At 69.0% G+C, this 25,631-nt stretch carries 20 protein-coding genes; 10 read left to right on the top strand and 10 right to left on the bottom strand.

From position 1 onward, the window contains the following. Nucleotides 1-4 precede the first annotated feature (4 nt). A complete protein-coding gene (locus tag K344_RS23080) occupies nucleotides 5-856 on the top strand; it encodes an EcsC family protein (protein WP_028080957.1) in 852 nt (283 codons plus the stop codon). Between the two features lie 276 nt (nucleotides 857-1,132). Then, nucleotides 1,133-3,208: a polyphosphate kinase 1 gene (gene ppk1, locus K344_RS0112540; RefSeq protein WP_028080956.1), complete on the top strand. Its 2,076-nt coding sequence runs from the start codon at nucleotides 1,133-1,135 to the stop codon at nucleotides 3,206-3,208. A 57-nt stretch (nucleotides 3,209-3,265) separates the two neighbouring features. Here ppk1 and K344_RS0112535 read toward each other — a convergent pair whose 3' ends face one another. Further along, nucleotides 3,266-4,795, bottom strand: coding sequence for a Ppx/GppA phosphatase family protein (locus K344_RS0112535; RefSeq protein WP_051362193.1), 1,530 nt, complete (start codon nucleotides 4,793-4,795; stop codon nucleotides 3,266-3,268). A gap of 272 nt (nucleotides 4,796-5,067) precedes the next feature. Here K344_RS0112535 and K344_RS0112530 point away from each other — a divergent pair, with 272 nt between their 5' ends. The 3 genes from K344_RS0112530 to K344_RS0112520 all read left to right on the top strand — a co-directional run bounded on the left by K344_RS0112530 (nucleotide 5,068) and on the right by K344_RS0112520 (nucleotide 6,465). Next, nucleotides 5,068-5,409 carry a c-type cytochrome gene (locus tag K344_RS0112530; RefSeq protein ID WP_028080954.1) on the top strand — a complete coding sequence of 114 codons (342 nt, stop codon included), beginning with the start codon at nucleotides 5,068-5,070 and terminating at the stop codon, nucleotides 5,407-5,409. Nucleotides 5,410-5,419: 10 nt separating this feature from the next. Continuing rightward, the gene (locus K344_RS0112525; RefSeq protein ID WP_028080953.1) at nucleotides 5,420-5,764 is read left to right on the top strand and encodes a c-type cytochrome; all 345 of its coding nucleotides are present in this window, start codon (nucleotides 5,420-5,422) and stop codon (nucleotides 5,762-5,764) included. 116 nt (nucleotides 5,765-5,880) lie between these two features. Continuing rightward, nucleotides 5,881-6,465: an outer membrane beta-barrel protein gene (locus K344_RS0112520; RefSeq protein WP_028080952.1), complete on the top strand. Its 585-nt coding sequence runs from the start codon at nucleotides 5,881-5,883 to the stop codon at nucleotides 6,463-6,465. A gap of 40 nt (nucleotides 6,466-6,505) precedes the next feature. On the opposite strand, the gene K344_RS23075 is transcribed toward K344_RS0112520, so the two are convergent. The 5 genes from K344_RS23075 to rpsU all read right to left on the bottom strand — a co-directional run bounded on the left by K344_RS23075 (nucleotide 6,506) and on the right by rpsU (nucleotide 15,005). Then, complete coding sequence (locus K344_RS23075) at nucleotides 6,506-10,189, bottom strand: EAL domain-containing protein (RefSeq protein WP_051362192.1); 3,684 nt, start codon at nucleotides 10,187-10,189, stop codon at nucleotides 6,506-6,508. A 144-nt stretch (nucleotides 10,190-10,333) separates the two neighbouring features. Continuing rightward, nucleotides 10,334-12,226, bottom strand: coding sequence for an RNA polymerase sigma factor RpoD (rpoD, locus tag K344_RS0112510; protein WP_051362191.1), 1,893 nt, complete (start codon nucleotides 12,224-12,226; stop codon nucleotides 10,334-10,336). A gap of 102 nt (nucleotides 12,227-12,328) precedes the next feature. Continuing rightward, the gene (gene dnaG / locus K344_RS0112505; protein ID WP_028080950.1) at nucleotides 12,329-14,074 is read right to left on the bottom strand and encodes a DNA primase; all 1,746 of its coding nucleotides are present in this window, start codon (nucleotides 14,072-14,074) and stop codon (nucleotides 12,329-12,331) included. Between the two features lie 134 nt (nucleotides 14,075-14,208). Next, nucleotides 14,209-14,655 (bottom strand): GatB/YqeY domain-containing protein, encoded by a 447-nt coding sequence (locus K344_RS0112500; RefSeq protein ID WP_028080949.1) that lies wholly within the window; start codon nucleotides 14,653-14,655, stop codon nucleotides 14,209-14,211. A 134-nt stretch (nucleotides 14,656-14,789) separates the two neighbouring features. Then, nucleotides 14,790-15,005 carry a 30S ribosomal protein S21 gene (gene rpsU / locus K344_RS0112495; RefSeq protein ID WP_028080948.1) on the bottom strand — a complete coding sequence of 72 codons (216 nt, stop codon included), beginning with the start codon at nucleotides 15,003-15,005 and terminating at the stop codon, nucleotides 14,790-14,792. 140 nt (nucleotides 15,006-15,145) lie between these two features. On the opposite strand from rpsU, the gene tsaD reads away from it, so the two are divergent. Together tsaD and folB are read left to right on the top strand one after the other, a co-directional pair. Further along, entirely contained in the window at nucleotides 15,146-16,279 is a 1,134-nt protein-coding gene (tsaD, locus tag K344_RS0112490) for a tRNA (adenosine(37)-N6)-threonylcarbamoyltransferase complex transferase subunit TsaD (RefSeq protein WP_051362190.1), read from the top strand. 95 nt (nucleotides 16,280-16,374) lie between these two features. Next, nucleotides 16,375-16,749, top strand: a complete 375-nt coding sequence (folB, locus tag K344_RS0112485; protein ID WP_028080946.1) for a dihydroneopterin aldolase — start codon at nucleotides 16,375-16,377, stop codon at nucleotides 16,747-16,749. On the opposite strand, the gene gmhB is transcribed toward folB, so the two are convergent. Then, the gene (gene gmhB / locus K344_RS21530; RefSeq protein ID WP_211234540.1) at nucleotides 16,728-17,303 is read right to left on the bottom strand and encodes a D-glycero-beta-D-manno-heptose 1,7-bisphosphate 7-phosphatase; all 576 of its coding nucleotides are present in this window, start codon (nucleotides 17,301-17,303) and stop codon (nucleotides 16,728-16,730) included. The two genes, folB and gmhB, sit on opposite strands and share 22 nt — an antisense overlap. 163 nt (nucleotides 17,304-17,466) lie before the next feature. Continuing rightward, a complete protein-coding gene (glyS, locus tag K344_RS0112475) occupies nucleotides 17,467-19,533 on the bottom strand; it encodes a glycine--tRNA ligase subunit beta (RefSeq protein WP_028080945.1) in 2,067 nt (688 codons plus the stop codon). Between the two features lie 183 nt (nucleotides 19,534-19,716). Here glyS and K344_RS24075 point away from each other — a divergent pair, with 183 nt between their 5' ends. The 3 genes from K344_RS24075 to K344_RS0112460 all read left to right on the top strand — a co-directional run bounded on the left by K344_RS24075 (nucleotide 19,717) and on the right by K344_RS0112460 (nucleotide 23,228). Beyond that, the gene (locus K344_RS24075; protein ID WP_157622911.1) at nucleotides 19,717-19,881 is read left to right on the top strand and encodes a hypothetical protein; all 165 of its coding nucleotides are present in this window, start codon (nucleotides 19,717-19,719) and stop codon (nucleotides 19,879-19,881) included. A 103-nt stretch (nucleotides 19,882-19,984) separates the two neighbouring features. Continuing rightward, nucleotides 19,985-22,162: a catalase/peroxidase HPI gene (gene katG / locus K344_RS0112465; protein ID WP_028080944.1), complete on the top strand. Its 2,178-nt coding sequence runs from the start codon at nucleotides 19,985-19,987 to the stop codon at nucleotides 22,160-22,162. A gap of 178 nt (nucleotides 22,163-22,340) precedes the next feature. Next, nucleotides 22,341-23,228 carry an aspartyl/asparaginyl beta-hydroxylase domain-containing protein gene (locus K344_RS0112460; RefSeq protein WP_084197474.1) on the top strand — a complete coding sequence of 296 codons (888 nt, stop codon included), beginning with the start codon at nucleotides 22,341-22,343 and terminating at the stop codon, nucleotides 23,226-23,228. Nucleotides 23,229-23,324: 96 nt separating this feature from the next. On the opposite strand, the gene K344_RS21525 is transcribed toward K344_RS0112460, so the two are convergent. Both K344_RS21525 and K344_RS0112450 read right to left on the bottom strand, forming a co-directional pair. Further along, complete coding sequence (locus tag K344_RS21525) at nucleotides 23,325-24,380, bottom strand: NHL repeat-containing protein (RefSeq protein ID WP_028080942.1); 1,056 nt, start codon at nucleotides 24,378-24,380, stop codon at nucleotides 23,325-23,327. 171 nt (nucleotides 24,381-24,551) lie between these two features. After that, nucleotides 24,552-25,598 carry an NAD(P)H-dependent flavin oxidoreductase gene (locus K344_RS0112450; protein WP_028080941.1) on the bottom strand — a complete coding sequence of 349 codons (1,047 nt, stop codon included), beginning with the start codon at nucleotides 25,596-25,598 and terminating at the stop codon, nucleotides 24,552-24,554. Nucleotides 25,599-25,631 lie beyond the last annotated feature (33 nt).

The following is a 25,631-nucleotide window of genomic DNA, read 5'->3' as shown; positions in this document are numbered from 1 at the left end:
GGGCATGAGCAAACGCAAGAAGCCGGACGCCTACGAGCAGGCGCAGTGGCAGGCGATCGAACGCTGGCGTAGCGCGCCGCCGGACTGGGGAACGAAGGTGATGGCCGGCCCGAGCCGCGTCGCCGCCTATGCCGCGCAGCATCTGGTGCCGGTCGGCGTGCTGCGCACGGTGCTGCGCGGCGTCGATCACGCCGCCGGCTGGACCTCCGCGCGGCAGGACGTCATGAAGGCGGCCGGCGTCGACGATCTTGCCGAGCTGCGCGAGGTGCCGCTGCAGGAATGCGACCGCCTGTCGCGCCGCGTCGAACTGCGCGCCATGGCGCTCGGCGGCGTCGGCGGCGCGCTGTTCGGCTTCGGCGGCGCGCCCGGCATGGCCGCCGACATCCCGACCCTGCTCGGCGTCGCGTTGCGCACCATCCATCGCACCGCCTACTGCTATGGCGAGGACTGGCGCGCCGGGGCGCACAAGGGCCTGGCGATCGGCGTGTTCGCGCTGGCCTCGGCGAACACGCTGCAGGAGAAGGAGGATGCCTGGCGGGCGCTCGAGGCGCCCGAGGCGCTCTTCGAGGCGGCCTGGCGCGACGGCGTCGAGCGTGTCGCCGAGCGTCATCTCGCCAAGGAGGCGGCGCAGTTCAGCATGAAGACGCTGGCCGGGCGCATCGGCATGAACCTGACGCGACGCCGCGCCTTCGGCTTCGGCCTGATGCCGGTGATCGGCGCGGCGATCGGCTGCGCCGTCAACGCCGGCTACATCCACGACGTCGCCACGGTGGCGCGCTACGTGATGCAGCACCGCTGGCTCGGCGCGCGCTATCCGCGCCTGGCCGTCGCCGCCGTGGATCCGGAATCGCGGTAAGTCCTTCCTCACATGTTCTGCGCGTGTTCGTGCAGTGGACCTGGAGGTATCTCGCGCGCAAGGAAAGCCCGCCTGATCACCGGCAATCCGCCGCAGACCCGCAGGCTGCGCGCCGCGGCGCTCGCGCCCGTCCCGGCTGACGGCGGGCGACAGTGAACCCGATCAAGGGCTTGCGCGCGCCACCGTCACGCCGCGTTCACATCTTTGTCATAGACTGGCGCTCCGCTGTACGGGCGGCATGCTGCCGTCCGCGGCCCCGACTTCGCGGAATGCGCCATGAGCAAGACCCCGCCCGAGCTAGAGTTCCAGCCCGCCGATCTGTTCCTCAACCGCGAGCTGTCGCTGCTCGAGTTCAACCGTCGCGTGCTGGCGCAGGCGCTGGACGAAACGGTGCCGCTGCTCGAGCGCCTCAAGTTCCTCTGCATCTCCAGCGCCAATCTCGACGAGTTCTACGAGATCCGCGTCGCCGGCCTGCAGCAGATGGCCGAGCTGAATCCGGGCAATCGCGGCGCCGACGGCATGACGCCGGCCGAGACGCTGGCGGCGATCAGCACGCGCGCGCACGCACTGGTGGCCGAGCAGTACCGCGTCTTCAACGAGGTGCTGATCCCGGCGCTGGAGCGCGAGAAGATCCGCTTCGTGCGCCGCAGCGAGTGGACAGCCGAGCAGGACGCCTGGCTGCGCACCTATTTCCAGAACGAGCTGGCGCCGGTGCTGTCGCCGCTCGGCCTCGATCCGGCGCACCCGTTCCCGCGCATCCTCAACAAGTCGCTGAACTTCATCGTGCAGCTGTCCGGCAAGGACGCGTTCGGCCGCAACACCGGCTTCGCCGTCGTGCAGGCGCCGCGCGCGCTGCCGCGCCTGATCCAGATTCCGCGCGAGATCGCCGGCAGCGGTCCCTACGACTTCGTGTTCCTGTCGAGCGTGATCCACGCCTATGTCGACGAGCTGTTTCCCGGCATGGCGGCGAGCGGCTGCTATCAGTTCCGCCTGACGCGCAACTCGGACCTGCTGGTCGACGAGGAAGAAGCCAAGGATCTGATGGAAGCACTCGAAGGCGAGCTGTCGCAGCGCCAGTGGGGCGATATCGTGCGCCTCGAGGTCGCGCACAACTGCCCCGAGCAGATGTGGCAGTACCTGACCGACGTCGCGCAGCTGGCGCCGGATGATGTGTTCCAGGTCAACGGTCCGGTGAATCTCAATCGCCTGCTGGCGATTCCCGACATGGTCGACCGGCCCGATCTCAAGTACCCGCCGTTCACGCCGCGCGTGCCGAAGGCGCTGTCCGGCGATCTGTTCGCGGCGATCCGCGAGCGCGACCAGCTGCTGCACCATCCTTACGATTCCTTCGCGCCGGTCGTCGAGTTCCTGCGCCAGGCGGCGCGCGATCCGAAGGTGCTGGCGATCAAGCAGACGCTGTACCGCACCGGCGACCAGTCGGCGATCGTCGACGCGCTGATCGAGGCGGCCAGCAACGGCAAGGAAGTGACGGTGGTCGTCGAGCTGCGCGCGCGCTTCGACGAGGCCAACAACATCGACCTCGCCGAAAAGCTGCAGGAAGTCGGCGCGCACGTCGTCTACGGCGTGGTCGGCTACAAGACGCACGCCAAGATGTGCCTCGTCGTGCGCCGCGAGGACAGCGGCTCCAGCGGCGGCCTGCGCCAGTACGCGCACCTCGGCACCGGCAACTACCATCCGCGCACGGCGCGCATGTACACGGACTACGGCTTCTTCACCGCCGACCCGGCGATCTGCAAGGACGTGCACGCTGTGTTCCTGCAGCTCACCAGCCTCGGCAAGGTGATCAAGCTCAACCGCCTGCTGCAGTCGCCGTTCACGCTGGCCAAGCAGGTGCATGCCAAGATCGAGCGCGAGATCGGCTTTGCCCGCCAGGGCAAGCCGGCGCGCATCATCGCCAAGATGAACGCGCTGGTCGAAGCGGAAATGATCCAGGCCCTGTACAAGGCCTCGCAGGCCGGCGTGAAGATCGACCTCATCGTGCGCGGCATGTGCTCGCTGCGGCCGGGCGTGAAGGGCCTGTCCGAGAACATCGCCGTGCGTTCGGTCGTCGGCCGCTTCCTCGAGCATCATCGCGCGTATTTCTTCGCCAACGGCGAGGAGCCGGAGCTCTACCTGTCGAGCGCCGACTGGATGGAGCGCAATCTGTTCAAGCGCGTCGAGGTCGCCTTCCCGATCGCCGACCGCAAGCTGCGCGAGCGCATCCTGCGCGATCTGCACGGCTATCTCGACGACACCGCGCAGAGCTGGCTGCTGCAGGCCGACGGTTCCTACCAGCGTGCCGAGAAGGTCGAAGGCAAGCCGATCCAGCAGAAGCTGCTGGACGAGGCCTGAGCCGCGCGCTGCGGAAAAACGGACTCGGCCACGGCGACGCCATGAGCGTCGACAGGCCTAGAGGAAGCGCAGGCGCACCGGCAGCGCGGCCAGCAGCTCGAGCTCGCGTTCGAGATCGGCGCGCGTCAGCGGGTGGCGGTCGAGCCAGGTCTTGCGCGTGAAGCGCAGCGTGAGGCTGCGGCGCGTCGCCTCGATGGCGATCGGCGGCCGCAGGTCCGGCACGCGCGAGCGGTGCAGCAGGTAGGCGATGCGCAGGATCAGCGCCAGTTTCCGCATCGTTTCCGCCCACACCGGCGGCAGCGCGACGAGCACGTCCTGCGCGAACTTGCCGCGGTGCAGGCGCACCAGCGCCGCCAGCGCCTGCTGGTCGGTCTGCGAGAAGCCCTGCAGATCGCTGTGGCGGATGATGTAGTCGCCGTGCTTGTGGTAACCGTTGTGCGTGATGACGAGGCCCACCTCGTGCAGCTGCGCGGCCCAGCGCAGGAACTGCGCCGCCGTCGGCCTGTCGAGCTGCCAGGGCTTCGCGACGTGATCGAGGATGCGCAGGGCGGTGCGCTGCAGGTCCTGTGCGTGCGCGGCGTCGACGCCGTAGCGCTGCGCCATCGCCGCCACCGCTTCGTCGCGCACGTCGCGATTGCTGAGGCGGCCGAGCAGGTCGTAGAGCAGGCCTTCGCGCAGCGCGCGGTCGGAGGATTCCATGCGCTCGACCTGCAGGGTGTCGAACACGCCGGCGAGCACGGCGAGGCCGCCGATGAACACCGGCCGGCGATCCTCGCGCAGGGCCGGATAGTCGATCTCGGCGATGCTGCGCTTCTGCAGGCTCAGCGCGATCAGCTTCTCGAGGCCCTCGCGCGTGATCTCCTCGCCGATCCAGCCGCGCTCGCGCAGCACGCGCCAGATGCCGCGGATGGTGCCCGAGGAGCCGATCGCCAGATCCCAGCCGGCGGTGCGGTAGGGCTGGGCGAGGAACTCGAGTTCGACGCCGGCGGCGAGCCGCGCGCGCTCGAAGCGCGCCGGCGTGATGCGGCCGTCGCCGAAAAAGCGCTGCGTGTGCACGACGCAGCCGAGCGACACCGATTCCAGCAGCTTCGGCTCGTCGCCGCGGCCGATGATCAGCTCGGTGCTGCCGCCGCCGATGTCGACCACCAGCCGCCGCGGCCGGGCGCGCCCGCGGCCGTGGATCACGCCGCCATAGACCAGACGCGCCTCCTCGGGGCCGGCGATGACTTCGATGGCGTGCCCGAGCGCGGCTTCCGCGGCGAGCACGAAGTCGCCGCCGCTGCGCAGCTTGCGCATGGTGTTGGTGCCGACCGCGCGCACGTGCGCCGACGGAATGCCGCGCAGGCGTTCGCCGAAGCGCTGCAGGCAGGCCAGCGCGCGCGCCGCGACCTCGGGCTTCAGCTGGCCGCCGGCTTCGAGACCGGCGGCGAGACGCACCGGTTCGCGCAGGCGATCGATGATCTGCAGGCCGCGACCGTCGCCGCGCGCGACCAGCATGTGGAAGCTGTTCGAGCCGAGATCGACCGCGGCGAATTCCTGGGCCCGGCTCGCGGCGGCGGGGCGACGCAGCGGATTCAGGCGCGGCATGCGGGGCGGAGCGGCGGGCGTGAGCGGAATGGCTTCATGCGGGCGAACGTTCTGGAAGATGGTGCGGAACCGGGCCGCTGCGAGTCAGGGTAGCAGTTCGTCGGTGACAGGCTCCAGACATCGGACGACGCGCGCCGCGGCGATGCGCGCGTCGTGCTCGCGGCGCCTGCGCGCGTTGACCGGGGCGCGCAAAACCCGGAACATATCGCGGCTTTGTCCGCGCCTGTTCTTATCCGCCCAATCTGTTCGTTGGTGTTTTGGGGAGCTCTACCATGAAGTTTGCGCGTTGGGGCGCTGTCGCCCTTGCCGCTTCGCTCGCTGCGACCGTACTGGCAGCGCCGGCCCGCGCCGCCGACGGCGATGCCGCCGCCGGCCGCATCAAGGCCAGCACCTGCATGGGATGCCACGGCATTCCGAAGTACAACAACGCTTACCCGACGTATCGCGTGCCGAAGCTCGGCGGCCAGTCGGCGGAGTACATCGCCGCGGCGCTCAACGAGTACAAGAGCGGCAACCGTCCGCACGCAACGATGCACGCGCAGGCCGCCAGCATGTCCGACCAGGACATCGCCGATCTCGCCGCCTTCCTGTCCACCGCGCCGAAGCATCCGTAAAGGTAGACCCATGAAGCGTCTCATTGCCCTAGCCATGCTGAGCCTGGCGCCGGTCGGCGCCGCCTTCGCTGACGCCGCGGCGCCCGAAAAGGCTGCGGTCTGCACGTCCTGCCACGGTGAGCGCGGCGCCAAGCCGATCGCGCCGACCTATCCGGTCATTGCCGGCCAGTACGCGAACTACCTCGAACACGCGCTGCACGAGTACAAGGCCGGCACACGCAAGAATCCGATCATGGCGGCGCAGGCCGCTGCCCTGTCCGACGAGGACATCAAGGCGATCGCCCACTATTTCTCCACGCAGGACAGCCCGCTGTACACGCCGTCCATCGCCGCCGGTCGCGCCGCAGTGCCCTGAGCCGTCGACGGGACAAACAGGACGCGGCGCTTTGTGCGCCGCGTCTTTTTTTGTGCCCGGTCTTCATTCGTATACTCGCGATGCCGCGCAGGGGCGGCTCGCAAGGGGGAAGCGGCATGGACAAGCGGACATGGCTGGCGGCGCTGGCGCTGCTGGCGGCCAGCGGCGCGGCGCAGGCCGGTGGTTCGGTGAGCGGCGCGATCGGCTGGCGACAGCTGCGCGGCGCGCAGTGGGATCGGCTCGGCGCCGACGGCCAGCCGCTGGCCGGCATGCTCGCCGACATCCGCATCGGCCAGACGCCGCTGTACGGCCTGGTCGGCGTGCAGGTGTCGTCGCGCGAGCTCGATGACCGCCCGGAATACGGCTTCTACGACGGCTCGATCGCCGCGGTCGACTTCTCGGCCGGTCTCAAGCTGATGCGGCCGCAGGGCCTGTTCCGTCCGTATCTGGCGGCCGGCGTCACCTCGACCGGGGTGGCGATCGAGTACGAGGACGACTACCACGACGATCACGACGACAGCGACCAGGCCTTCGGCTACTTCGTTGCCGGCGGCGCGCAGTTCCGCGTCGCCCGGCATTTCGTCGCCGGATTCGACCTGCGCTGGATTCTCGGCACCGAGCAGGTCGATCTGGACGGCCTGCGCGACGATGCCGATTCCTTCGTCGCCGCCGCGACCTTCGGCTACGCCTGGGGCGAATAGCGATCCGCGCCGCGGCCGGCCGGCCGCGGGCGGCCGCGCCTCAGTCGGCGCTGAAACCGCGCCGCTGCACGCGCTCCAGGGTCGCCACGAATGCATCGCAGGGCACGCCCTCGCTGATCAGGAAACCCTGCACTTCGTCGCAGCCGCGATCGCGCAGATAGGCGAGCTGCGCGGGCGTCTCCACGCCCTCCGCGACCACGCCCATCTGCAGGCTGCGCGCGATGGCGATGATCGCGGTGACCACGGCGGCATCGCGGGAATCCTCGGCGAGGTCGCGGATGAAGGAGCCGTCGATCTTCAGCTTGTTGACCGGAAAGCGCGTCAGGTAGGACAGGCTCGAATAGCCGGTGCCGAAATCGTCGATGGCGATCGACACGCCGAGTGCGCGCAGCTGCTGCAGCGTGGCGACGGTTTCCTCGCGGCTGACCAGCAGCAGGTTCTCGGTGATCTCCAGCGTCAGGCAGTGCGCCGGCAGGCCGCTGGCGGACAGGGCGGCGGCGACCCGCGCCACCAGAGTCTGCTCGCGGAACTGGCGCGGCGAGACGTTGACCGCCAGGCTCAGCGGCTCGCCGCTGCGTTCCTGCAGCAGGCGTGCCTCGCGGCAGGCGGTGTGCAGGACCCAGTCGCCGATCGGCACGATGAGCCCCGACTCCTCGGCGATGCCGACGAAGCTGCTCGGCGGTACCGGCCCGCGTTCGGGATGGTTCCAGCGCAGCAAGGCCTCCATGCCGACCACGCGCCCGCTGTCGGTCGCCAGCACCGGCTGGTAGTGCAGCGAGAACTCGTTGCGCTCGACGGCGCGATGCAGGGCATTGTCCAGCGACAGCTGTTCCTCGTTGGCGCGCTGCAGGTCGTGGTGGTACCACTGCCAGTTGCCGCGGCCGCGGGCCTTGGCGTGGTACATGGCCATGTCGGCGCACTTGATCAGGCCGACCGCATCGCGGGCGTCGTCGGGATAGACGCTGATGCCGATGCTCGGCGTCACGCTGAGTTCCTGTGCGCCGAGGCGGATCGGCAGCGACAGTTCGCGCACGATCTGGTTGGCGACGTGGGCGATGCCGTCGCGATGGTGGATATCGGTCAGCAGCACCACGAATTCGTCGCCGCCGAGGCGGGCCACGGTGTCGCTCTTGCGCGTCGCTTCGCGCAGGCGGCCGGCGACGGTGAGCAGCAGCTCGTCGCCTTTCTCATGGCCGAGCGAATCGTTGATGCGCTTGAAGTGGTCGATGTCGAGCACCATCACGCCCAGCATCTGCGCGGCCTGCGCGGCGGCCTTGATCGCCGTCTCGAGGCGGTCGGACAGCAGCGCGCGGTTCGGCAGGTTGGTGAGCGCGTCGTGCTGCGCGAGATGGCGGATGCGCGCCTCGGTCGAACGGCGCTGCGTGATGTCGCGGAAGCTCCACACGCGGCCGACGATCTGGCCGCCGACTTCCTGCGGCCGCGAGTAGCTTTCGAACACCCGGCCGTCCTTGAGCTCGATCAGCTCGAAGCTCTCGGCGTCGGCCTGCGCGTGCAGCTCGGCGACGCGGTCGACGAAAGCCTGCGCATGGCGCAGCTGCGGCAGCACGGCGTCGAGCGCGCGGCGCGCCTCGGTGTTGCCGGCGGCATCCTCCGCCAGGCCCCACATCTCGATGAAGTTGCGATTGGTGTGCCGCATCTTGCCGGCGCGGTCGACGACGACGATGCCGTCGGTCGTCGATTCCAGCGTCGCCGCCAGCACCGAATGCGCGCGGTTGAGGCGCTCCTCGGCCTGCCGCCGCGCGGTGACGTCGCGGATCGCGGCGGTGACCACGCGCTCGCTGCCGATGTGCAGCGGCGACAGCGAGACGTCGACGAAGAACTCGCTGCCGTCGCGGCGCCGGCCCTGGAAGGCGTGGGTTCCGGCCGTCTGCGGCAAGGACGATGCGGCAGTCTCGTCGCGCTCTTGCGCGTCGTGGGCGTACTGCGGCAGCAGAAGCTGCGCCGGCTGGCCCAGCAGCTCGTCGCGCGCGTAGCCGAACAGCCGCTCGGCCTGCGAGTTCACCAGCACGATGCGGCCGTTGCTGCCGATGATCACCATGGCGTCGGGAGCCGATTCAAGCAGGCTGCGGAAGCGCTCCTCGCTGGCGCGCAGTTCGGCCGTGCTCTCCTGCACGGTGCGTTCGACACGCGCGTTGCGGCCGATCAGCACCAGCATCAGCACGCCGAGCAGGGCCGTGAGCAGCATGCCGCCGGCCAGCACCAGCCAGGTCTGCCAGGCGCTGTGGCCGACCCAGTAGGTGGCGGGCTGCGAATACTGCAGCTCCCAGTCGCGGTCGGCGAAGTGCAGCACCGTGCTGTGGCGCAGCGCGCGCCGGTCCGTGTCTGCCACGGCGCCTGCCTCGAACATCGGTCGCGGCGTCGAGGCCGAACGGTCCACGACGCGCAGGCCGATGCCGGCCGCCGACAGTTCGTCGAGCATCGCGCCGAACAGGTCGGCGGAGCGCAGCACCAGCGTCGCGTAGCCGAGCACGCGGCCCTGGCCGCGCACGGCCAGCATCATCAGCAGGCCGTCGACCGTGTGCTGGTCGCCGATGAGCTGGAGCTGGCGCGTCGCCACCGGCGTGTCGAGTTCGGCGGCGCGCAGCAGGGCCTCGCGCCGGTCCGGATCGAAGCCGATGTCGAGCCCCTGCGCGCCGGGCGCCGGCACCGAATATCGGACGTAGGTCACGACGATGTGCTGGTCGCGCGGCACTGCGGGAATGGCCTGGCCCTTGCCGTCGAGCTGGTAGATGCGGAAACCGCTGAAGCCCTGGCGACGCATGTCGCGCTCGAATGCGGCGCGTTCGCTCTCGGGCACCACGGCGTTCCAGCTGATCGCGAACAGCTCCGGCGTCTGCTCGAAGAGCAAGGCCGCGAAGCGGTCGAACTCGGCGGCGGTCAGCGACTGCGAGCTGCCGAACAGGCCGGCGACGGCGGTCAGCGACATCGTGTAGCGGTCGAGCCTGGCGTGCAGCTGCTGCTCGGCGTGATTGGCCTCGTTGTCGAAGCTGGCACGCAGACGTTCCGCTTCGCGCACGCTGGTCAGCACGAACACGACGACGACGAGCGTGAACAGCGTCAGCAGCGGCAGCGTGACCGCCAGCTGCCGCCGCAGCCACAGCCGGTAGGGCCGCGCCGTCCACACCAGGACGACCGGCGTGAAGATCAGCACGCCGATGACGTCGCCGCTCCACCACGTGCACCAGCTGAGCAGCACGGCGCTGCGCTCGATCTGCCCGCTCAGCCACAGGCCGCCGGTTCCGACGGTCGCGCCGATCAGGCAGGCCAGCGGCCCGCCGAGCACGAGCAGGCGGATGACCTCGAGCTCCTGTTCGAGAATGTTGCGATGACGGACGAAGCGGCGGATCAGGGCGGCGCCGGCGAGGGCCTGCGCCGAGGCGCCGCAGGCGATGACGGCCGGCAGCAGCAGCGAGCGCAGCAGTGCCGTCGGCGCGGAAGGGTCGAGCGAGGTCCAGACGTTGATCAGGAAGGAGCCGAGCCAGACGCCGGGCCAGACGCGGCGGCCGAAGACGAGTACGCAGGCCAGGGCGATGCCGGAGGCCGGCCACACCGCGGTCGCATAGCCCGGCGGAATCGCCAGCCGCAGGCCCAGGCGGCCGCTGGCGAAATAGGCGGCGGCCACCAGCAGGAGCGCGGCGCCGGCGTGCAGCGCGGCGGGTCGCGGCGTCGACGAGTTTGCAACCGCTGCCGGATTCCGCCGCAAGAAAATCCATCCATGCCGATGTTGCGCACAGTATGAGCCGGCGCGCGCGCGCGGCAATACCTCTTGCGCCGGGGTTCCGCGCCGTCGGTTCGGCGGCGAACGAAAAAGGGCGCCGCAAGGGCGCCCTCGGCAAGCGTGCGGGGCTTACTCGTCGAGGAAGCTGCGCAGATAGTTGGCGCGCGACGGGTGGCGCAGCTTGCGCAGCGCCTTGGCCTCGATCTGGCGGATACGCTCGCGCGTGACGTCGAACTGCTTGCCGACCTCTTCCAGCGTGTGGTCGGTGTTCATGTCGATGCCGAAGCGCATGCGCAGCACCTTGGCTTCCCTCGGCGTCAGCGAGGCGAGAATCTGGTGCGTGGCTTCCGACAGCGATTGCGAGGTCGCCGCTTCCTGCGGCGAGACCGCGGCGGTGTCCTCGATGAAATCGCCGAGGTGCGAATCCTCGTCGTCGCCGATCGGCGTTTCCATGGAGATCGGTTCCTTGGCGATCTTCAGCACCTTGCGGATCTTGTCCTCGGGCATCTCCATCTTCTTCGCCAGTTCTTCCGGCGTCGGCTCGCGACCCATCTCCTGCAGCATCTGCCGCGAGATGCGGTTGAGCTTGTTGATCGTCTCGATCATGTGCACCGGGATGCGGATGGTGCGCGCCTGATCGGCGATCGAACGGGTGATGGCCTGGCGGATCCACCAGGTCGCGTAGGTCGAGAACTTGTAGCCGCGGCGGTATTCGAACTTGTCGACCGCCTTCATCAGGCCGATGTTGCCTTCCTGGATCAGGTCGAGGAACTGCAGGCCGCGGTTGGTGTACTTCTTGGCGATCGAGATGACGAGACGCAGGTTGGCCTCGACCATTTCCTTCTTCGCGCGGCGGGCCTTGGCCTCGCCGACGTTCATGCGGCGGTTGATGTCCTTGATCTCGTCGAGCGAGATCAGGTTGTCGCCTTCCATCTTGCGCAGCTTTTCCTGCAGCGCGTAGATCTCTTCCTGGCGCGCATTCAGCTCCGAGGAATACTTGCGCTTGGCGCGGATCAGCTTCTGGATCCAGTCCGGGTTGGTCGCACCGTTCGATTCGCGATAGATCTTGAGGAACTCCTCGCGCGTCATGCCGGCGTCGACCACGCAGATGCGCATGATCGACTTCTCGGTATCGCGGATCGTCTCGATCTTGCCGCGCAGGTTCTGCGTGATCTCGTCGACGATCTTCGGCGACAGCTTGAAGCCCATGATGTGCGTCGCCACGGCCTCGCGCTTGGCCTGCGTCTTCGGATGGCCGGCGCCCTGCTTCATCAGCGAGTCCCAGGCCTTGTCGTAAAGCGCCTGCAGCTCGGCGAACTTCTCGGCGGTGAGCACCGGATCCGGGCCGGTGTCGACGGCTTCTTCCTCGTCGCCGCTCTCGTCGCTCTCGTCCTCGTCCTCTTCCTCGACGTCCTCTTCCGGCAGTTCTTCCGGCGCCGCGGCTTCCTCGGCGTTCGGATCGAAGAAGCCGGTGACGATGTCGGCGAGGCGCTTCTTGCCCTGCTTGGAATTCTCGTAAGACTCGAGCAGGATGGCGACCGTCTCCGGGTACTGCGCCATCGCGAACATGGCCTCGTTGAGGCCTTCCTCGATGCGCTTGGCGATGCGGATTTCGCCCTCGCGGTCGAGCAGTTCGACCGAGCCCATCTCGCGCATGTACATGCGCACCGGGTCGGTGGTGCGGCCGAACTGGTCGTCGAGCGCGGCGATCGCGGCGGCGGCCTCTTCGGCGGCGTCCTCTTCTTCCTCGTTGGTCGCGACGACGGCGGGTTCGGAGAACAGCTGCTCTTCTTCCTGCGGGGCATCCTCGTGGACCGGGATGCCCATCGCCTGGATCATGCTGATGATGTCTTCGATCTGCTCGGTATCGACGATTTCCGGCAGATGGTCCGCGACCTCGGCGTAGGTCAGGTAGCCCTTCTCCTTGCCGAGCGCGATCAGGACCTTGATCTGCGATTGCTTCTGCGCCTGCTTGTCGAAGGCAGACTTGTCGGCTTTGTCGGAATTGCTGTTGGTGGCCATGCGGTACTCTTCACATAGCGCCGGCGCGCGGCGGATGAGGCTGAACTGGCTATTATACGGCCAGCGGGGACGGTTGGCGACGATTTTCCGGGACGGCCGGCATCATCGTCGGGATCGGGGCGGGCGGCTGCGATGCAGCGATTCGATCACGCCCAGTTCGGCGCGCGTCAGTTCGCGATGCCGGGATTCCTCGAGCAGGCGGTTCGCCTCGCTCTCCAGCGCCCTGAACGTTAGTAGCCTGATGGTGTCGCGGAACTCGCTTTCAAGCGTTTCATCGACGAGCGGCGTTTCCATCGACAGCAGTTTCTGTACGCCGCGGCCTTTCGGCGTGTCCTTCCAGGCCTCGACCAGCTGCGCGGCACGCGCCTCGGGATGCGCGTGGAAAAAGTCGATCGCCTCGACCAGCACTTCGACGCCGGGCGCGTCGGCCTGCGCGAGCAGGTCGAGATTGTCGACGCGCTCGGCCATCTCCGGGCGTTCGAGCAGGAGCTGCATCGCCCGCCGCACCGGACGCGCCGCGCCGGGCGCCGGGCGCTCGGGCTCGGCGATCACCGGCACCGCGGCCGTCGCCGCCGTGGGCGCGCCGAGCATGGCTTCGACGTCGTCGCGGCCGAGTCGCGCACGGCGCGCCAACTCGTCGATCAGCAGCATGCGCAGCGCGCCGGCCGGCAGCTTCTCGACATGTGGCCGGGCCAGTGCGATCAGCCGCGCGCGGCCCTCCAGCGAGCCGAGATTGACCTGCTTGAGCAAGGTGTCGAGCAGGAACTGCGTCAGCGGCGCGGCCTCGTCGATCGCCGCCCTGAATGCTTCGCTGCCGACTTTCTGTACCCAGGTGTCCGGGTCCTCGCCCTCCGGCATGAACATGAACACGGCCTCGCGGCCTTCGTGCATTTCCGGCAGCACCTGCTCCAGCGCGCGCCATGCCGCCGAGCGGCCGGCGCGGTCGCCGTCGAAGCAGAAGACGATCTTCGGCGCCGACTTGAACAGCAGCTGCACGTGCTCGCGCGTGGTCGCCGTGCCCAGCGTGCCGACCGCCTGGGTGATGCCGTGCTGCGCGAGCATCACCACGTCCATGTAGCCCTCGACGACGACGAGATAGGGCAGGGCGCCGGTCGTCGCGGTGCGCGCTTCGTAGAGGCCGTACAGATTGCGGCCCTTGTGGAACAGCGGCGTCTCCGGCGAGTTCAGATACTTGGCCGGATCGTTGGCCAGCGTGCGGCCGCCGAAGGCGATGACGCGGCCGCGCGTGTCGCGGATCGGGAACATCACGCGGTTGCGGAAGCGGTCGTAGGCGCCGTCGCGCCCTTCGCGCTCGATCAGCAGGCCAGCGGTCAGCGCGTGCTGCGTCTCGTGCAGGAACCTGGTCAACGCATCCCAGTTGTCCGGCGCGAAGCCGATGCCGTAGCGCTTGGCGGTGTCGCCGCTGACGCCGCGCTTCTTCAGGTACTCGATCGCCGGCGGCGCCTGGCGCAGGCGCTCGGTGAAGAAGCGCTGCGCGGCGGCGAGCGCATCGAGCGGGCCGTCCATGACCACGCGCGGATCAAAGCCGCCTTCGCGCGGCACTTCGACGCCGGCGCGCTTGGCCAGTTCCTCGACCGCCTCGACGAAGCTGAGACGGTCGTACTCCATGAGGAAGGAGATCGCCGTGCCGTTCTTGCCCGAGGAGAAGTCGAAGAACATCTGCTTCTGCGGCGAGACGAAGAATGACGGCGATTTCTCGCTGGTGAACGGCGAGAGACCCTTGAACTCCTTGCCCGCGCGCTTGAGATCGACGCGCGCGCCGATCAGCTCGACGATGTCGGTGCGCGCGAGCAGATCGTGGATGAAGGAATCGGGAATCCGGGCCATGGGATTTCAATTTACCCGCGGTGGTGCCATCCGTGGCGCGACTGCAATTCTTGAATTGCCCCCGGCCTGGCCATCCTTGGCCAGGCGTTCGCCGGGCCGAAGTGCCATTCAAGGCACTTCGGCACAGCTCCGGCTCACCCCAGTTTGGCCTTGATCAAGCCCGACAGCTTGCCCATGTCGGTCTTGCCCTGGACCTTCGGCTTGATCCAGCCCATGACCTTGCCGATGTCCTTGCCGCCGGCGGCGCCGGTCTCGGCGATCGCCTGGCCGATCAGCGCATCGACCTCGGCCTCGCTGAGCTGCTGCGGCAGATAGCCCATCAGCACGGCGATCTCGGCGGCCTCCTTGTCGGCGAGGTCGGCGCGATTGGCGGCACGGAACTGGCTCTCCGAGTCCCGGCGCTGCTTGATCATCTTCTCGACCGCCGACTGCACCTCGGCGTCGGTCAGCGTCTTGCTTTCGACGACCTCGCGCTGCTTGAGCTCGGCCTGCAGCATGCGCAGCACCGACAGGCGTTCCTTCTCGCCGGCCTTCATCGCGGTCTTCACGTCTTCGGTGACGCGGGTCTTCAGGTCGGTCATGGAGCCTCCTCGGCAAAACGGTAGAAACAACGAAACCCCGGTTTGCGGCCGGGGTCTTGAGTGTCCTGCTTTTCTTTGAAAAGCGCCGCCAGGATGGCGGCGCAGCTTGTCAGGACGACAAGCCGGGATGCGGCCTAGTAAAGCCGAACCCGGCGATTCGATTCGCGCTGAACCTTCTTGGCCTGGCGCTTCACGGCGGCGGCGTGCATGCGCTTGCGTTCCTGGCTCGGCTTTTCGAAGTACTCGTGCTTGCGCAGGTCGGTCAGCACACCGGCCTTTTCGCAGGTGCGCTTGAAGCGGCGCAGCGCCACTTCGAAAGGCTCGTTATCGCGAACGCGGACGGAAGGCATTCAGATCACTCTCTAAAAATTCGTTGCGGGTCAACGCCGGACTGGGCAAAAAACGGCCGAGCCCCGGCAAGGGGCGGCGATTCTAGCTTGCGCGGAAAAAGACTGCAACGCAGGGCAGCGCCGCGTTTTACAATGTGCGGATGCCTCATTCCGCCGCCCCGCTGCCGGATCGTCCGATTCTCGGCATCGAGACTTCCTGCGATGAAACCGCCTGCGCCGTCTACGACGGCGAGCGCCTGCTGGCGCACGTGCTGCACAGCCAGGTCCGCCTGCACGCCGAATACGGCGGCGTGGTGCCGGAGCTGGCCTCGCGCGATCACGTCGCGCGCATCCACGATCTGGTCAGCGCGACATTGCGCGATGCGCGGCTCGCGCCTGACGATCTGGGCGGCATCGCCTACACCGCCGGGCCCGGACTGATCGGCGCGCTGATGGTCGGCGGCGCGGTGGCCGCCGGCCTCGCCGCCGCGCTCGACCTGCCGCTGATTCCGGTGCATCACATGGAGGCGCATCTGCTGGCGCCGATGCTGGAGGCCCGCCAGCCGGCGTTTCCGTTCGTCGCGCTGCTCGTTTCGGGCGGGCACACGCTGCTGGTCGCGGTGCGCGGCATCGGCGACTACGAACTGCTCGGCGAGAGTCTCGACGATGCGGTCGGCGAGGCCTTCGACAAGACCGCCAAGCTGCTCGGCCTGCCGTATCCCGGCGGCCCCGAACTGGCGCGCCTCGCCGAACGCGGCGACGGCGCGCGCTTCCGCTTCCCGCGGCCGATGACCGATCGGCCCGGCCTCGACTTCAGCTTCAGCGGCCTGAAGACCGCCGTGCTGACGACCCTAAAGGCTGCAGGCGGCGGCGCGGAGCGCGGCATCCCTGCCGACTCGCCGCACCTGGGCATCCTGCCCGGCGCCGACAAGGCCGATCTCGCGGCGTCGTTCCAGGAGGCCGTCACCGACACCCTGGCGATCAAGTGCGCGCGCGCCCTCGCGCAGACGGGCTACGCGCAGCTGGTCGTCGCCGGCGGCGTCGGCGCCAATCTGCGCCTGCGCGAAAAGCTCGCGGCGCTCGCGCAGCGCGAGCGCTTCGAACTGTTCTTCCCGCGGCAGGCGTTCTGCACCGACAATGGCGCGATGATCGCCTACACCGGCTGGGCGCGGCGCGCCGAGGGCCGGCCGGCCGGTGCCGGCCTGTTCACGACGCCGCGCTGGCCGCTCGCGCAGCTGCGGCCGCCGGGCATGGATGCCCAAGCCCGGCGCGGCGACAGGGATGTCGCGCTTTAATACGCCGCCGGGCATGGATGCCCAAGTGCGGCGCAGCGACAGGGATGTCGCGCTTTAAGCCGCCGCCGGTTCCCCTCTGAACGACGAAGGTACGCATGGACAAGGTCTTCATCCGCGGGCTCGAGCTCGAAGTCATCATCGGCGTCTACGACTGGGAGCGGCACCGCAAGCGTCCGCTGGTCGTCAACGTGGAGATGGGCGTCGATACCCGCGACGCCGCGGCCAGCGACCACGTGCGCGATGCCGTCGACTACGCGGCCGTATCCGACGACATCCGCGCCGTCGCCGACGCGATGCGGCCGGCGCTGCTCGAAACGCTCGCCGAGAAGATGTCGCGCACGCTGTTCGACAAATACCCGATCAGCACGCTGCGCCTGGAGATCGACAAGCCCGGCGCGGTCGGCGGCGTGAAGAGCGTCGGCATCGAGATCGACCGCCGCCGCGAGGACTACGCCGTCTGCGGCCGCTGAGCCGCGGCCGCGTCGCGACCGCCGAGCAGCGCCACCACGAAGTCGGCGAGGCTGTCGTAGACGGCGATGCCGTCGAGCTTGCCGGCATTGCGCCGTTCCGTTTCGCGGCCGTTGCCGGTGCGCACCAACACCGGCCGTGCGCCGACCGCGCGCGCCGCCTCGATGTCGCGCCAGGAATCGCCGACCGCCGGCACCTGATTGAGCGTGATGCCGAGCCGCTTGGCTAGATCCTGGTACATGCCGGGGCCCGGCTTGCGGTTCGGCGTCGCGCGCTGCGGATGGTCCGGCGCGAAGAAGATGCCGTCGATGCGGCCGCCGAGCTCGGCGAGCAGCTGCTGCAGGCGATCGTTCATGGCGCTGAAGGCGTCGTAGTCGAACAGGCCCTGCCCGAGTCCGGACTGATTGGTCGCGACGAACACGCGGTAGCCGGACTGACAGAGCTTGGCGATCGCCTCGAGGCTGCCCGGAATCGGCTGCCACTCGGCGACCGACTTCACGTAGGCCTCGGAGTCTTCGTTGATGACGCCGTCGCGGTCGAGGATGACGATTTTCATCAGGGCTCCAGGCGCAGCGAACAATAGATGATTCCCTCTCCCTCATCGCAGAGCGATGGGGAGAGGGTTAGGGTGAGGGGTGTCAGCGCGTCGCGTCGCCCGATCCAGTGAACCCCTCGCCCCAACCCTCTCCCCTCCGCGAGGGAAGAGGGAGTTTTATATCTCACCCAGGCAGTTGTGACAGATCGGCGACCGAACGGCAGGCCGCGTCGAGCTTGCGCAGCAGCGCCAGACGGTTGGCGCGCACCGCCGCATCCCCGGCATTGACCATCACGCCGTCGAAGAAGGCGTCGACCGGCTCGCGCAGCGAGGCGAGGTTGACGAGCTGCTGGGTGTAGTCGGCGGTTTTCGCGTTCAGCGCTTCGACTTCTTCCAGCTTCGTGTAAAGCGCTTTCTCGGCCGCGTGCTCGAAGCGCGCGCTGTCGATCGCGCTGCCGGCGTCGCCGGCCTGCCTGAGAATGTTGCGCACGCGCTTGTTGGCGGCCGCCAGATTCGGCGCTGCCGGATGCGCGACGAAGGTATGCACCGCGCGCAGCCGGCGCAGGAAATCGAGCGGCTGCGTGACGCCGAGCGCGCGCACCGATTCGAACATCTCGATCGTCACCGTGCGACCGTCGAGCGTCTGGCCGACGAGATAGGCGCGCAGGCGCTCCTGCACGAAGTCGACGAGCTCGGCGAGCGTCGCGGCATCGCGCTTGCCGGCGGGCTGCGTATCGAGCGCGCACTTCAGCATCGCCCTCAGATCGAGCGGCAATTCGGCTTCGAGGCAGATGCGCAGCACGCCGAGCGCGGCGCGACGCAGGGCGTAGGGGTCCTTGCTCGCCGTCGGCTTCTGGCCGATCGCGAAGATGCCGGCCAGGGCGTCGAGCTTGTCGGCGAGCGCGACGATCTGGCCTTCGCGCGTCGAGGGAATCGGCGTGCCCTGCTGCGTCGGCAGATAGTGCTCGCGGATTGCCTGCGCAACTGCTGCGGATTCGCCGGATTTGGCGGCGTAGTAGCCGCCCATCAGGCCCTGCAGTTCCGGAAACTCGTAGACCATCTTGGTGACGAGATCGTTCTTGCACAGCGCGGCGGCTTTCTCGACAGTCGAGAAATCGGCCTGTATCGAAGTCGCCAGATATTTGGCAAGCGACGTAACGCGCTCGACTTTGCGGCCGATCGAGCCCAGGTCTTTCTGGTATGTCACCGTCGACAGGCCGGGACGATAGTCCGTAAACGGAATCTTGAGATCCTGCTTGTAGAAAAACAGCGCATCGCTCAGCCGCGGCCGCACCACGCGCTCGTTGCCGGCGATCACCTGCGTGAGGTCGCGCGATTCGATGTTCGAGATGGTGATGAAGGCGTTCGTCAGCCGCGTGTGCGCAGCGTCCTCGAACACCGTGAAGTAGCGCTGGTTGGTCTCGACGGTGGCGACGATCACTTCCGGCGGCAGTTCGAGGAAGCGTTCCTCGAAGTGGCCGGTGATGGCGACCGGCCACTCGACGAGCGCGGTGACTTCATCGAGCAGATCGTCGGTGATGCGCGCGTGGCCGCACGCATTCGCGGCCTCGGCAAGGATCTGCCGCTTGATCTCGCAGCGCCGCGAGGCGACGTCGGCCCAGACGTGCGCGTGCTTCAGGCGCGGCGCGTAGTCGGCCGGCGTGCCGAGTTCGATGGCGCCCGGCGCATGGAAACGGTGGCCGTAGCTGAGGCGGCCGCTCGTCAGGCCGAAGCGCTGCAGCGGCACCACGTCGCTGCCGTACAGGCAGGCGATCCACTGCACCGGCCGCACGAAGGTGTCGTCGCGGCTGCCCCAGCGCATGCGCTTGGGCACCAGCTCGTCCATCTGCTTGAGCGCTTCCTCGAAGATTTCCGGAATCAGCGCCGGCGTCGGCTTGCCGGGCTCCGTCTTCGCGTAATGCAGCTTGCCGTCCTTCTCGCCGATCGCGCTGAACTCGACGCCGCAGGAGCGCGCGAAGCCGAGCGCGGCCGGCGTCGGCGCGCCGTCCTTGAAGGCGGCGGCGACGGCGGGCCCCAGGCGTTCGATGGTCTGTTCGGGCTGGCGCTCGGCGAGATCGTCGAGCAGCACGGCGATACGCCGCGGTGTCGCGAAGAGGTGCTGGGCGCGAAACGCCACCTTGCGTCGCGCCAGGCCTTCGCCGATGCCGCGCGCGAGGGCCTCGGCCAGCGGCACGACGTAGCGGGCCGGCAGATCTTCAGTTCCGAGTTCCAGCAGGAAGGCGCTTGACATGGAGGGCGACGGCGGGAAAAGAGCGCGCAATTGTCGGGGATCGTTGCGGATTCGCCAACTTGGCGGTTTCGCGCCGCTGCCGCGAAGCAATGTAAATTGCTATCGACTCGCAATAAACAATCAATTTCAATAATCAAAGAGGTGCGCGTAAGGTGGCGGCATCTTCACCACGAGACCACGATCATGAGCCTGCAATCGATCACCGCCAGCGTTGCGGCCAGCCGCCCGCACGGCGTGCGGCGCTTCACGGCGCCGCTCGTCGTCGCCTTGGCGGCCGTCGCGCTTTGTGACATCGCCGCCGCGCCGGGCCTGCGCGCCGCCGCCGCGGCCTACGGCGCCGCGCACTGAGCGCGCCGTCGGCGACGGCCGGGCCGGGCACTTCAACCGGCCGTGATTCGAGCGGTGGCGCGAATCACGGCTTCGAACACCACGAGTCAAAGGGAGCATCTCAATGTCTACAGAAACGAAATGTCCGTTCGGTCACGCGCGCGCCGGCGGCACGTCCAACCAGGACTGGTGGCCGAAGCAGCTGCGCGTCGATCTGCTCAACCAGCACTCCAGCCGCTCGAATCCGCTCGGTGAGCGCTTCGACTACGCCGCGGCGTTCAAGGGCCTCGACTATGCGGCGCTGAAGGCCGACCTGCGCGCGCTGATGACCGACTCGCAGGACTGGTGGCCGGCCGATTTCGGCCACTACGGCCCGCAGTTCATCCGCATGGCCTGGCACAGCGCCGGCACCTACCGCACCGCCGACGGACGGGGCGGCGGCGGTCGCGGCCAGCAGCGCTTCGCGCCGCTCAACAGCTGGCCGGACAATGTCAACATCGACAAGTCGCGCCGCCTGCTGTGGCCGATCAAGCAGAAGTACGGCCAGCAGATTTCCTGGGCGGACCTGCTGATCCTCGCCGGCAACGTCGCGCTGGAATCGATGGGTTTCGAGACCCTCGGCTTCGGCGCCGGCCGCGAAGACAGCTGGGAGCCGGACCTGGACGTCTACTGGGGCAAGGAAGCCGCGTGGCTGGGCGACCAGCGCTACAGCGGTGACCGCGAGCTGGAGACGCCGCTCGCCGCCGTGCAGATGGGCCTGATCTACGTGAACCCGGAAGGCCCGAACGGCAACCCCGATCCGCTCGCCGCGGCCAAGGACATCCGCGAGACCTTCGCGCGCATGGCCATGAACGACGAGGAAACCGTGGCGCTGATCGCCGGCGGCCACACCTTCGGCAAGACGCACGGTGCCGCCGGCGCCGAGCACGTCGGTGCCGAGCCGGAAGCGGCGGGCCTCGAAGCGCAGGGCCTCGGCTGGGCGAGCCGCTTCGGCAGCGGCAGCGCCGGCGATACGATCACCAGCGGTCTCGAGGTGACCTGGACGACGACGCCGACCAAGTGGGGCAACAACTTCTTCGAGAACCTGTTCGGCTTCGAGTGGGAGCTGAGCAAGAGCCCGGCCGGCGCGCACCAGTGGGTCGCCAAGGGCGCGCCCGCGATCATCCCCGACGCGCACGATCCGTCGAGGAAGCGCGTGCCGACGATGCTGACCACCGACCTCTCGCTGCGCTTCGATCCGGCCTACGAGCAGATCTCGCGCCGCTTCCTCGCGCATCCCGAGCAGTTCGCCGACGCCTTCGCCAAGGCCTGGTTCAAGCTGACGCACCGCGATATGGGGCCGCGCGCCCGCTATCTCGGCCCGGAAGTGCCGGCGCAAGCCTTCATCTGGCAGGACCCCGTGCCGGCGGTCGACCACGCGCTGGTCGATGCGCAGGACATTGCCGCCCTCAAGGCGAAGGTGCTCGCCGCGGACCTGACGATCGCCGAGCTGGTGTCGACGGCCTGGGCCTCGGCCTCGACCTTCCGTGGCGGCGACAAGCGCGGCGGCGCCAACGGCGCGCGCGTCCGCCTCGCGCCGCAGAAGGACTGGGCCGTCAACCAGCCGGCGCGGCTGGCCCGGGTGCTGAAGACGCTCGAAGGCGTCCAGGCCGAATTCAACCGGACGGCGGGCGGCGGCAAGCGCATTTCGCTCGCCGATCTCATCGTGCTCGCCGGCGGCGCCGGCATCGAGCGGGCGGCGAAGAACGCCGGCATCGAGGTCGACGTGCCATTCGCGCCGGGCCGCACGGACGCGACGCCGGAGCAGACCGACGCCGAATCCTTCGCCGTGCTCGAACCCGTCTACGACGGCTTCCGCAATTACCTGAAGGCCCCGTTCGCGATCGCGGCCGAGACGCTGCTCATCGACAAGGCGCAGCTGCTCACGCTGAGCGCGCCGCAGATGACGGTGCTGGTCGGCGGCCTGCGCGTGCTGGGCGCCAACGCCGGCGGCTCGCCGCACGGCGTCTTCACCCGCCGCAAGGACACGCTGAGCAACGACTTCTTCGTCAACCTGCTCGACATGGGCACGGCCTGGCAGCCGGTGTCGCCGGCCGCCGAGCTGTTCGAGGGCCGCGACCGCAAGACCGGAGAGCTGAAATGGACCGGCACGCGGGTCGATCTGGTGTTCGGCTCGAACTCGGTGCTGCGGGCGCTCGCCGAGGTGTACGGCAGCGCCGACGCGCAGGGCAGGTTCGTCGCCGACTTCGTGGCCGCCTGGACCAAGGTCATGAACCTGGACCGTTTCGACCTGCGCGCCTGAGCCGGTTCGCCGCGCGGCTTGCGCAGCCGCCGGAGCGATCCGGCGGCGGCCGCGGACGGCGCATGCCGGCCGGCGTCCGTTCGTCACGGCGGCACGCTTTCGCCGGGCCGTCCCGGTATGATGTTTTGTTCGTGGGCGTAGCCGGGCGGGGTTTGCAGCTGTGACGATTCTGATCGTGTTGTTCCTGACGTACGTCGGTTCGCTGGCCTTCGTGCGCCTGCGCAACAAGGTGCATCTGTCCTGGAGCCGGCAGCTGACCGACTTCTCGACCTTCATGGTGCCGTTCAATCTGCCGGCGTACTTCCTGTCGCGCGTGTCGACGCAGCCGCGCGTCGCCATCGACGAATTCCCGCAGCTGAAAGTGCTGCAGGACAACTGGCAGACGATCCGCGACGAGGCCCTGGCGCTGTACGGCAGCGGCAATCTCGCCGTGCGCGGCGACCTGCCCGGCAGCAACTTCTACAAGGACAATCGCTGGAAGAGCTTCTACCTGAAGATCTACGACAACGAGATTCCGTCGGCGCGTCAGCTGGCGCCGAAGACCTCGGCGCTGATCGAGCAGGTGCCCGGCATGAACCTCGCGCTGTTCGCCGTGCTGATGCCGGGCAAGAAGCTGACGCAGCATCACGATCCGTTCGCCTTCAGCGTGCGCTACTCGCTGGGCCTGTCGACGCCGAACGACGCGCGCTGCGGCCTGCTCGTCAACGGCGAGCCGTACACCTGGCGCGACGGCGACAGCATCATCTTCGACGAAACCTATATCCACGCCGCCTACAACGACACCGAAGTGCCGCGCATCATCCTGATGACCGACATCGACCGGCCGCTGCGCAGCCGGTTCATCCAGAAGCTGTATTTCTATTTCGCGCGCTTCTTCAACAGCCTGTTCTACATCGACAACCTCGACAGCAAGCTGTCGGGCGTCGGCAACAAGATGAGCGGCGTCGTGGTCGGCTACAAGAAGACCATGAAGGAGCTGAAGAAGAAGCGGCCGCGCGCGTACAAGGTCGGCAAGTGGGCCCTGCATCTCGGCCTCGTCGGCCTGATCGTCTACTGGGCGCTTTGAGCCCGCCGCGATCGCGGTGCGCAAAGGCCGGCGAGCGCAGTGCCGGCCTTTTTCGTGGTGCCGCCTTCGTTCTCGCCGCGCCGGCGCAGGCCTGCCTCAGTGCACGGCGATGCGGCGCACGCGATTGAAGCCGTCGTCCTCGCCGCCGCTGCCGTCGGCGATCCACAAGGTCCTGCCGTCGGCGGTCAGCGACGCGCCTTCGAGGCCGGCGAACGCGGCGTCGGTGCCCTGGCCCGGCGCGTAGCCGCGCTCGCCGTTGCCGGCGATCGTCGTCATCGCGCCGTCGGCGATGCGTCGCACCAGGAAATTCTGCGTGTCGGCGACGTAGACGATGCCGCCGTGCGCGGCGACGTCCTGCGGGTTGTGCAGGGTGGCGCTCGCCAGCGCGCCGTCGGCATGGCCCTCGGCACCCGTTCCGGCGAAGGTGGTGACCACGCCGGCCAGGGTGACCTTGCGAATGCGGTTGTTGTCGCGGTCGGCGACCAGCAGCGCGCCGTCGTCGGCGAGCGCCATGCCATACGGCCGGTTGAAGCGCGCCGCCGCGCCGCTGCCGTCGACGTCGCCGGGCATGTCCGCGCTGCCGGCGAGGGCCGTGACCGCGCCGCTGTGCGGATCGAGCAGGGCGATGACGTGATGCGCCATGTCGCTGATGGCGATGCGACTGGCGTCGATCACCAGCAGGCCGCGCGGCCGCCCGATGTTGCGCGCGACGACGCTCGCCGCGCCGCTCGCCGGATCGACGCGCCACACGGTGCCGGTGGTGATGTCACGCATGCCGCTGTCGTTGCCGTCGGTTTCCACGTAGAGCACGCCGTTGCCGTAGGCGAGGCCGAAGGGCCGCTGGAAATCGTCGCGCGCCACCAGGGTGCGCACGCCGCCGTCGGTGGCGATCGCGCGCACGGCATTGTTGTTGTAGTCGGCGACGTAGACCGTGCCGTCCGGGCCGACCTCGACGTTGGCCGGATTGTCGAAGCGCGCCGTCGCGGCGGGGCCGTCGACCAGGCCGGCGTCGCTGCCGCCGATCTCGGCCGGTGCCAGCCGCGCACCGTCGTCATCGTCGCAGGCCGCCAGACCGCATAAGGCACCGAGCAGCAGCGCCGCCGCACCCGTGCCGCGCCGCCAGCAACGAATCGTGTCGAAGCGCATCGCCATGGCCTTCCCCCTTCTCGATGGCCGCGCGTACATCCCGCGGATGCCGCGCAGAGACTATAGGCGCGCCGCAGGTCCGGCGTAGCGACCCGGGCAGGGGGTGAAGACACCGTTTGCGAAGCGCGACACGGTTGCCGGACGCAAGGGCCGCCGGCGCCGCTCCGCGCCGTCGGTTCAGCCGCGCATTTCCGCGATCAGGGCGGCGACCAGATCGGCGGCCGGCAAGGCGCGCGCGAGGGCGACGCCCTGGCCGGCCCATTGCGCGCCGAAGGCGCCGCTGCCGCGCGCCTTGGCCGCCGCGTGCAGCGCCTTGCCGGCGTCGTAGGCGATCGGGTAGTCGGGAATCGCCGGTGCGTTCGCGCCGTCGATCTCGGCGACGAAGCGGTTGACCAGTCCGCGCGCCGGGCGGCCCGAGATGGCGGCGGTGACGGCGGTGCGCGCGTCCGGCGCCAGCAGCGCGGCCCGATAGGCGGCGTCGGCGGCCGATTCCGGACAGGCGACGAAGGCGGTGCCGAGCTGCGCGGCACCGGCGCCGAGTGCGAGCGCCGCGCGGATGCCGGCGCCGTCCATGATGCCGCCGGCGGCGATGACCGGCCGTTCGATGCGCCGTGCCAGCGTGCGCGTCAGCGCCAGCGTGCCGATGCGCGCGTCGTGCGCCGGATCGAACACGCCGCGATGGCCGCCGGCCTCGTAGCCCTGCGCGACCACGGCGTCGACACCGGCCGCCACGCACTGCCGCGCTTCGTCGAGCGTGGTCGCCGTCGCCAGCAGCACGATGCCGGCGTGCTTCAGCGCGCGCACGAACGCGTCCGGCGGCAGGCCGAAATGGAAGCTGACGATCGCCGGCTTCTCCGCGACGAGCATTGCCAGCATCGCGTCGTCGACCGCGAAGCTCGTGTAGATCTCGCGCAGCGCCGGCGGCGGCGTGGCGCCGGACTCGGCGAACCACGGCGCGAGGTAGCGCGTCCAGGCGGCTTCGCGCGCCGCGTCGGCCCGCGCCGGCCGGTGGCAGAAGACGTTGACGTTGAACGGCCGCGCGGTGAGGGCGCGCGTCGCGCGGATCGCCTCGCGCGCCTGCGGCACGCTGCCGGCGCCGACGGCGATCGAGCCGAGCGCGCCGGCGTTGCAGACCGCGGCGGCGAGCGCGGGCGTCGAGGTGCCGGCCATCGGCGCCTGGATGAGGGGATGCGCGATACCGAGCGCGGCGAGAAAGTGCGACATGCTGGCGTGCTCCTCGCGGTGACGACGTGCTCG

The organism is Solimonas soli DSM 21787 (assembly GCF_000474945.1).
Classification (GTDB): Bacteria; Pseudomonadota; Gammaproteobacteria; order Nevskiales; family Nevskiaceae; genus Solimonas; species Solimonas soli.
The sequence above is the reverse complement of the archived record's forward strand: the minus strand, read 5'-3'. Positions and strand labels throughout refer to the sequence as shown.